The 9052-nt window shown below is 71.0% G+C and carries 6 protein-coding genes and 1 tRNA gene; 4 read left to right on the top strand and 3 right to left on the bottom strand.

Annotation, left to right across the window (positions count from 1 at the left end; translation table 11 throughout):
• Positions 1-636: 636 nt before the first annotated feature.
• On the bottom strand, positions 637-1311 hold the full coding sequence (locus ABT297_RS41850; protein ID WP_350559363.1) for a hypothetical protein: 675 nt from the start codon (positions 1309-1311) through the stop codon (positions 637-639).
• Between the two features lie 218 nt (positions 1312-1529).
• Between ABT297_RS41850 and ABT297_RS41845 the strand changes: the two genes are divergently transcribed.
• Positions 1530-1799 (top strand): hypothetical protein, encoded by a 270-nt coding sequence (locus ABT297_RS41845; RefSeq protein WP_350559360.1) that lies wholly within the window; start codon positions 1530-1532, stop codon positions 1797-1799.
• A gap of 1022 nt (positions 1800-2821) precedes the next feature.
• Here ABT297_RS41845 and ABT297_RS41840 read toward each other — a convergent pair.
• Positions 2822-2917: transfer RNA gene (locus ABT297_RS41840), tRNA-Sec, on the bottom strand.
• Positions 2918-2979: 62 nt separating this feature from the next.
• Here ABT297_RS41840 and ABT297_RS41835 point away from each other — a divergent pair.
• Entirely contained in the window at positions 2980-3765 is a 786-nt protein-coding gene (locus ABT297_RS41835) for an alpha/beta fold hydrolase (protein ID WP_350559357.1), read from the top strand.
• A 77-nt stretch (positions 3766-3842) separates the two neighbouring features.
• On the opposite strand, the gene ABT297_RS41830 is transcribed toward ABT297_RS41835, so the two are convergent.
• The gene (locus ABT297_RS41830; RefSeq protein ID WP_350559354.1) at positions 3843-5213 is read right to left on the bottom strand and encodes a M1 family metallopeptidase; all 1371 of its coding nucleotides are present in this window, start codon (positions 5211-5213) and stop codon (positions 3843-3845) included.
• 233 nt (positions 5214-5446) lie between these two features.
• Between ABT297_RS41830 and ABT297_RS41825 the strand changes: the two genes are divergently transcribed.
• Together ABT297_RS41825 and ABT297_RS41820 are read left to right on the top strand one after the other, a co-directional pair.
• Complete coding sequence (locus ABT297_RS41825) at positions 5447-6847, top strand: galactose-binding domain-containing protein (protein ID WP_350559351.1); 1401 nt, start codon at positions 5447-5449, stop codon at positions 6845-6847.
• A gap of 353 nt (positions 6848-7200) precedes the next feature.
• The coding region (locus ABT297_RS41820; RefSeq protein WP_350559348.1) for an ATP-binding protein at positions 7201-9052 on the top strand (1852 nt) is incomplete at its 3' end.

Raw genomic sequence — 9052 nt, 5'->3', positions numbered from 1 at the left:
GGAGGCTACTTCCTCCGCGGCAAACAGATCGAGCCGAGCTCCCTGGCCCGCGACCCCGAGGCCGCCACGCGCCTATGGACCCTCAGCGAGGAGCTCGTGGCGTAAGCCGGGCCAAGATCGTCGCCATAGCGCGCTCGCCAGATTTGTGATCAATGGCCTGCGAAGCGGCGTACGGACCGTGACGATCGACGTGAGCCGCAGCACCGGCTCAGCGGCTACTTGTTTACTAGACCTACGACCGCAGCCCGGCCAGGCTTGGTCGAGGTGACCGGTGGGGTCGCTCGTATCGCGGCTGCCCACAGCGGTTTGGTGTGGCTCACTCATGGCATGCGTCCTGCCGGTCACCGTGGCGCGGAGAGGCTCAAGAGGGGTCATGAGCGGAAGTGACCAGTCAGTCCGCCGATGCGATAGCGAGGGGGCAGACGTGCGAGTGCGTGTCGGCGCCGAGGCCGTCGCCTACCTGGCTCAAGTCTCTGGCCTTGACCAGCCGTCATAAACAGCCACCGCCGCTTCTTCGTTCGAGGTTCGCACCTCATACCGCACTGTTCTCGGCAGTTGCGGGTGCCGAGGGCTGGCCCGGCTCGCCACGCTGCGTTGCGCGCGCCTCGCGGCAGACGGCTTTTGCTCTGCGAGTCGCTACAGCAGGTCCAGCAGTGTTTCTATCCGCGTGGCCAGGACCAGATCCATGGTTCCTTCGACGCCGACGCTGACCACTTCGCTACCCGGTGACTTCGCCAGCCGGATCAGCAGCGTGGGTGTGCCTGCCAGCGGGTATTCGAACCAGCTGCCGGCTGCCTCGTCGTTCGTGCCGTCGAGCGCGCCGATGAGTGCCGCCTCGTCCAGATCGTCATACGCATAGCCGATGTAGGTGCTGATCTGTCGAAGCAACTGCACGAGGTGTTCGTCGGTCACCCAGCCGCCGACCTGCGCCACGTCGTCGAGAACTCCCCTGTCCGGTGGCAGCGACCGGGGCGACACCAGTTGGTCCGATTGCGGGTCGTACGAGTCGAGCCCATACGCACCGGCCAGTGCAGGGAGCGCGCTGGTGTCTGCCCAGCCATAAGGCAGGGTCACCCCGACGAACCGATCGGCGAGGTCGGCGCGGCCCCACGGCTGCCGCCAACCCAGATCGTGATGCCACGGAGCGATCCTGTCGGTAAGGTCTGGCCAGCGGCGCAGCAGCTCAGCGCGGAAAGCCAGGACCCGCTGATCTGGCACAAGACCGCTGGCCCTCTCGTCCGCGAGCCGATCAGCCAGCCAGCGAGAATTCCTTGCAGCCCCGGATGGCCAGAAGTACAGGTCGTAGCTCACGCGCAGCAGCGTAGCGACCTACATGTCGGCGCACTGTTTCGGCGGAATCGCGTGGCGGCGAGACCATAGACGACCTGGTCCAAGTCAACAGAGAGTGATGAGTCTCCTGCGGCCACGTGCTTGGACGGCGGCAGATCCGGACGCGTACTGCCTTGATCGAGGATTTGGCCACGAGCGTGCTTCCGTACTGACGTTGCACGGGTCGGTGAGAATGAGTCGTGCAGCTCTGGCGCCCCGTGCTCGGTTTGGTGATCAGTCTGCTGATCACGTCCGTTGGCGTTGTGCTGGCTACGAACTACCGCGACCTTGCTCGCAAGCACGTTCGGGCCGCCATGAGATGGTCTCCCCGGCTTCGTCCGCGAAATCGGATAGCAGAGCGCGACGCCCTCATCCTCGACCGTGCCATCGGATCGATCTTCGCAGCGATGGGCACCTTCATGACGGTGCATGCAGTTTCTGACATCCTTGCTGCCACTGGCCTGCAGTAGCCGAGGCGCGGCCGATCGACCCCAATTCGCCATGCCGTCCGTCCCCGGCCACGCTGGATCACTCTATAACGTCTCTGGCCTTGTATGGCCTAGCGTTCCCGTTGGGTCGTCTACTCACCCCGCCGGTCTGCGGATATCATCTACCGACCCGACGCGGACCTAGCGCGCCACGCGTCGGCAGTCCCGCCTCGGGGGGCGCGCAGCTCATTAGCGGCCATAAGCCTGTGAGCAGTGGATACGTAAGGGCCGCGCTCAATGAGGCAAGAACTTCGGCGCCCACTCGGCGGGCGCCGGCGGTGCCACTCAGTTCGGTACTCACGCCTGCTCGGCGGGCCGGTCGAACGGTAAGCTGATGCCGGCTGCGTCGAATACGGCAAATGTAACCGCTAAGAACCTCGTCCAGGTCGCGACCGAGCGAGTCAGTCGCCTCACGCGCCTGCACCGACAATCACTTGGCCCCCGGGACTGCTCTTGACGCGTTTCCGCACTTCAGGCGCGTTGTGATGCCATCGGTCTCGTTCGGCCGTACGCATGCCGTCTGCGCTCGCGCATGCCGAGTGGTCCCACCTTGGTCCCACGGCGCGAGCGGCCCCTGACCCTCGATGCATCGATGGCCAGGAGGGAACCGCTCAGCGGCGCATCGGAGACGCCCTGGGTGTGGACGACGACGAGCATCAGGAGCCCTGAAGATCTTTGCTGTGGATTGCCGCGCGCACTGAGATCGCCCCGGCACTGCCGGGACTAAGAGTGACCGTAGATTGGCTGGCAGCGGCAGCCCGCGAGCAAAGCCTCCGTGGTCATGCGTCCGGCGCCCACAATGCACGGGGTTCTCCATGATCACGGAGCGAACGTGCTGCTCCGTGTGCATTTTTACTCCGTGATCACGGCGAACATGATGGCCGGGTCGACGCAGATCGCAGGCGCGGACTGCGCCGCCCGAACTCGGCTTCTCGCGATGCCAAGCGCCCAATTGACGGTCACTCTAAGTGAGAGAAGGCCCGATGCTCTTCACAAGAGCTGGTTGGCGGAGGCGGACGGGAATCGAACCCGCCTGGCCCGGATTCCGGACCACACCGGTGTTGAAGACCGGGAGGGGCACCAGCCGCCCGCACGCCTCCGCCGTCACCATAGCCTGCCCGTCCGGGCCTTCCTGACGAGCCACGGCGGTTATGGTCGGACCGTGACGTACGCCGAGGTGAACGGGGTCCCGTTGTGGTACGAGGAGCACGGCGAGGGTGAGCCGCTGGTCCTGCTGCACGGCGGGTTCTGGACCATCGAGATGTTCGGGGCGCTGCTGCCGGCCCTGGCCGCCCGGCGGCGGGTGATCGCCGTCGAGCTGCAGGGGCACGGGCACACGCCGGACGTCGATCGGCCGCTGCGGTACGAGACGTTTGGCGATGACGTGGCGGCGTTGATTCGTCACCTGGGCCTGGCCCGGGCGGACGTGATGGGCTATTCGCTGGGCGGCGGCGCGGCGCTGCGGACGGCGATGCAGCATCCGGACCAGGTGCGTCGCCTGATCGTGGTCTCCGTGCCGGTGCGGCGGTCGGGGTGGTTCCCGGAGGTGATCGCCGGGATGGCGCAGATCGGGCCGCAGGCCGCGGAGGGGATGAAGGGCTCGCCGCTGTACGCGGCGTACGAGAAGGTGGCGCCGCGCGTCGAGGACTGGCCGGTGCTGGGCGCGAAGATGGGCGACCTGCTGCGCGGCGACTACGACTGGTCCGCGGAGGCCGCGCGGATCACGGCCCGGACCATGCTGGTGTACGCCGACGCCGACTCCGTCCCCACGACCCACGCGGCCGAGTTCTACGCGCTGCTGGGCGGCGGCCTGCGCGACGCGGAGTGGGACGCCTCCAAGCGCGGCCCCAACCTCCTGGCGATCCTGCCCGGGCGCACGCACTACGACGTGACCGCCGCCCCGTCCCTGCCATCGCTGGTCGAGGAGTTCCTGTCGGCCCCCGAATGAGGCGCGCGGATGAGGCGCGCGGATGAGGCGCGCGGATGAGGCGCGCGGATGAGGCGCGCGGATGAGGCGTGCGGGGCTCAGCCGTCGATGCGGTGCGTGGTCCAGAACGACGCCAGGCTCGTCGGGCCCGCGGCCTGCCGGGCGGCGGCCTTGAAGTCGGCGACGGTGGACACGCCGTACCAGTGCGACTGAGCATAGGAGCTCATCAGGTTGGTCATTTTCGTGTCGCCCAGGGTGCGGCGCAGGTCGTGCAGGGCGCACTTGCCGTAGCCGTAGACGACGGTGGAGTACCGGCTGGAATGGGCGTCCCAGTAGGCCATCGAGCTCGTCAGGCGCTCGCTGGCGGACTGCCACGTCACCGAGTTCCAGCAGTTCGTGCCGGTCCGGCCGAAGTACAGGTCGGTGGCGTAGTCGGTGAAGGCCTCGTCCAGCCACGGTGTGGTGTACTCGTCGTCGCCGACGATCCCGTAGAACCACTGGTGGGCGAGCTCGTGCGCGAGCGCGTTGCTGGAGACGACGTCGAGCACGAAGCCGGGGTACTCCATGCCGCCGAACCAGAAGTTGTTGTCCAGCACGATGTCGGCCTCGCCGTACGGGTAGGCGCCGAACCGCGACGAGTGCGCGTCGAGGGCGTTCTGCGCGGTGGTGAGCATCGACTGGGCGCTGCTGGAGCTGATGGCGCTGGTGCGGTACACGTTGACTCGGTAACCGCCGGCGGAGACGCCGGTGATCTTCGTGAACGGGCCGGCGGCCCAGGCGAAGTCACGGACCTGTGGGGCGACCGCGTGGGTCACGGTGCGGCCGCTCGCGCCCGGCGAGTCGGTGGACGTCCCGGTCGCCGGCACCGCCAGCGCGGTGGGATGGTCCAGCGTGACGTCGAAGTCGCTGATGAGGCTGTAGAAGGACTCGCCGTTGTTCGTGTAGGGGTCGAGGTGCCAGCCGGCCCCGTCGCGCACGGCCAGCACGGGCAGGGCGTTGCCGATGAAGTTGTACGCCCCGTCGCGCCCGAACCGATCGGCACCGATCGGCACCGTGACGCCCAGGTCGAACCCGATGGCGGCGGAGGCGTTCTGGGCCAGCGGCGCCGGCAGCGTGACCTTGAGGGCGGTGCAGCCGACGGTGAGCGTCCCGGCGGTCGCGCCGGTCAGGTTGCTGATCGTGATCGGCGCGCCGGACGGGCAGGTGCCGTGGTAGTTGTCCCACAGCCGCAGGTAGACCTCGCTCAGCGCGGCCGGCGAGGTGTTGGTGAAGGTGGCCGACTCGTGGCCGGTCCACGCGGCGCCGGTGCTGTCGCTGGTGAGCGCGACGGTGTACCGGGCCAGGCCCGGGGTCCGGGTCGTGTCGGCCGCGGCGTGCGCGGCGGGGGTGGCGGGGGCGAACGCCACGACGGCGACGGCGATGACGGTGGCGATCGCGGCGGTGAACGCGGTCCGGACGCGGATGCTCATCCTGCATGTTCCCTTCGTGGGGGTGCGGCCAGCATCGCGATACTCACTCATCAATGTCAATGGTCGCGATACCCGAGCCGGACCCTTGACGCCCAAGGGGCGGGTGTTGGTAGCGTGCGATTGAGAGAGCGCTCTCTATATCGAACCTCACTGCGCCCGCCCGGTCCGTGGCCGATCCGCCGTCGGCCCCGCAACCGTGCGGCCGGTCGGGCGCCTCGCCCACGAGGAGAGCCATGCAGACCTCCGATCAGCAGGACCGGCGCCCGCCGCGCCGGAGCAAGGGCTGGGTCGCCGGCGTCACCGCCGCGGCGACGCTCGCCCTGGTTGGCATCACCGCCGTCGCCCATGCCGGCACCAGCGCCGCCGGCGAAGCCGGGGCGGGCACACAGACCGTGCGGCTGGCCGCCGCGGCCGCGCCCGCCCCGCCGGCGGGCTTCACCCTGACCTGGAGCGACGACTTCAACGGCGCCGCGGGCACGGGCGTGAACACCGGCACGTGGAAGTACGACACCGGGCCCGGCAGCAGCTTCGGCACCGGCGAGATCGAGACCATGACCAACAGCACCGCCAACGTGTTCCAGGACGGCAACGGGCACCTGGTGCTGCGGGCCCTGCACTCCGGCACCGACCCGCGGGCGGGATGGACGTCCGGGCGCATCGAGACCCAGGCGGCCACGTTCGGCGCCGACGCGGGCGACGTGGTGCGCATGGAGTCCTCGATCCAGCAGCCCAACGTGACGACCGCCAACGGCGCCGGGTACTGGCCGGCGTTCTGGATGCTCGGCTCGACGCTGCGCTCCGGCACCCCCTGGCCGACCAGCGGCGAGATCGACATCCTGGAGGACATCAACGGGCGCAGCTCGGTGTTCGGGACGCTGCACTGCGGCACCAACCCCGGCGGGGCCTGCAACGAGTCGACCGGCCTCGGCAGCGGCGAGCGCGCGTGCGCGGGCTGCCAGACCGGATACCACACCTACGCCGTGGAGATCGACCGGTCCAAGTCGCCGGAGGAGATCCGCTGGTACCTCGACGGCGCCAACTACTTCACGCTGCCCGCCACCCGCGTGGACGCGACGACGTGGAACAACGCCGTGCACCACCCGTTCTTCATCATCTACGACCTGGCGATGGGCGGCGGCTTCCCCGACGCGTTCGGCGGCGGCCCCAACGCCGCCACCATCTCCGGCGCCCAGATGAACATCGACTGGGTGGCCGTCTACAACAAGAAGGGCGGCGGCACCGGCGGCGGCACCCTGCTCTCGCAGGGCCGGCCGACCACCGCGTCGTCGACGGAGAACGCCGGCACAGCGGCGGCGAACGCCACCGACGGCAACACCGGCACCCGCTGGTCGAGCGCCTTCAGCGACCCGCAGTGGCTGCGGGTCGACCTCGGCGCCACGCACAGCATCAGCAAGGTGACGCTGAACTGGGAGGCCGCCTACGCCAAGGCGTTCCAGATCCAGACGTCGCCGGACGGCACCAACTGGACCAGCGTCTACAGCACGACCACGGCAACGGGCGGCAACCAGACGCTCAACGTCACCGGCTCCGGCCGGTACGTGCGGATGTACGGCACCCAGCGGGCCACCGTCTACGGCTACTCGCTGTGGGAGTTCCAGGTCTACGGCAGCTGACCGCCGCAGTGGGAACGGGCGCCGGGCCCAACGCTCGGCGCCCGGGCCGCTCAGCACCGCGATCTTGCCCGCCTTCACCACCACCCGCGTTACCCTCCGAGCCCGCGATCATGCCCTCGTCGGCGGCGTGCGCGACGGGAGAGCACAATCGGGGGCGTGTGGATCGGCCTGCTGGGACCGCTCGAGGTGCGCGACGGCGACGGCGCGGCTGTCGGGGTCGGCGGCGCGCGCCTGCGGGTCCTGGTCACCCTGCTCGCGCTGGAGCCGGGCGGGACGTCACCGCCGCCCGGCTCATCGACGGGATCTGGGGTGAGGATCCGCCCGCCGGCGCCGGCAACGCGCTGCAGTCGCTGGTGTCCAGGCTGCGCCGCGCCCTGCCCGACGGGGTGCTGCGGGCGCGCCCGACCGGGTACCTGCTCGACGTCGACCCGGCCGGCGTCGACCACGTCCGGTTCGAGGACCTTATTGGGCAGGCCCGCGCGGCCGCGGAGCCGGCGGCCGCGGTGGCACTGTTCCGTCAGGCCGAGGCGCTGTGGCGGGGGCCGGCGCTGGCCGACGCCACCGACGCGCCGTTCGCCCGGCCGTGGCGGGTCCGCCTCGACGAGCTGCGCTTCGCCGCCACCGAGGAACGCATCGAAGCCGGGCTCGGCATCGGCGAGCGGGTCGTCGCCGAGCTCGAGGCGCTGGTCGCCGCGCACCCGCTGCGGGAGCGGCTCGTCGCGCTGCTCATGCGTGCCCTGCATGACGCCGGCCGCGGGGCCGAGGCGCTGGCCGCGTTCGAGCGCTGCCGGGCTCGCCTCGCCGAGGAGCTCGGCGCCGACCCGTCGGGGCAGCTTGTGGAAGTCCACCTGGCGATCCTGCGCGGCGAGGCCGAGCGGGAGCGCCGCGGGCCCGCCGCCGGCAACCTGCGCGCCGCGCTGACCAGCTTCGTCGGGCGCGACGCCGAGCTCGGCGCGGTCCGCCGCCTCGGCGCGGTCCGCCGCCTCGTCGCGGTCCGCCGCCTCGTCGCGGCCGGCCGGCTGGTCACCCTCGTCGGCCCGGGCGGCGCCGGCAAGACGCGACTGTCCGTGGAGGCTGGCCGCACGCTGCGCGATGAGGCCCCAGAGGGCGTGTGGCTCGTCGAGCTGGCCCCGGTCACCGACGCCGAGGACGTCATCCAGGCCGTCTGGGCCGCCCTCGGCCTGCGCGACCCGGCGGGCAAGCCCGCGCCCGGCCTGCGCACCGGCGGCACCGACGCCGCCGACGCGCCGCGCCGGCTGGCCGACGCCATCGCGCACCGCCGGCTGCTGCTCATCCTCGACAACTGCGAGCACGTCATCGGCCCCGCAGCCGCGCTCGCCGAGCGGCTGCTGGGGGAGTCGCCGCACCTGCGCATCCTGGCCACCAGCCGCGAGCCGCTCGGCATCACCGGCGAGGCGCTCTACGGCGTCGAGCCGCTGCCCCTGCCGCCCGGCGGCGCGGACCCGGCGGCCGCCGAGTGCTTCCCGTCGGTCCGGTTGTTCCGGGACCGGGCGGCGGCGGTACGGCCCGGCCTCACCCTCGACGCCGCCACCGTCGACGCGGCCGTGCGCATCTGCCGCGCCCTCGACGGTATGCCGCTGGCCATCGAGCTCGCCGCCGCGCGGTGCCGCTCGCTTACTCCGGCGCAGATCGCCGACCGGCTCGCCGACCGGTTCCGCCTGCTCACCCGGGGCAGCCGCACCGCCCTGCCGCGCCACCAGACGCTACGCGCCGTCGTCGACTGGAGCTGGGACCTGCTCGCCGAGCCCGAGCGCGCGATGCTGCGCCGGCTCGCGATCTTCCCCGGCGGCGCGACCGCCGAGTCCGCGGCCGCCGTGTGCGACCCCGGTGGCCTGCTCGGCGACCCGGACGAGCTGCTCGCCACCCTCGTCGAGAAGTCGCTGCTGATCGTCGGCGACGACCTGCGGTACCGGATGCTGGAGACGATCCGCGCCTACGGCCTGGAGCGGCTCGAGGAGCACGGCGAGACCGACGAGCTGCGCCGCCGGCACGGGGCGTGGTTCCTCGCGCTGGCCGAGCGCCTCGAGCCGAGCCTGCGCACCGGTGCGCAGCTCGAGTCGCTCGCCGTGGTAGGCGCCGTGCCCGCCACCCATCCCCGCGCCCAGCGCCGGGCCCGCGCCCCCCGGGCCGACCACCAAGCCCGGCGCCACGGAGGGGCGGTAGGCTGGTACTTGTTGGTAGGCG

The sequence above is a fragment of the Dactylosporangium sp. NPDC000555 genome (assembly GCF_040300025.1).
Lineage (GTDB): Bacteria > Actinomycetota > Actinomycetes > Mycobacteriales > Micromonosporaceae > Dactylosporangium.
The sequence above is the reverse complement of the archived record's forward strand: the minus strand, read 5'-3'. Positions and strand labels throughout refer to the sequence as shown.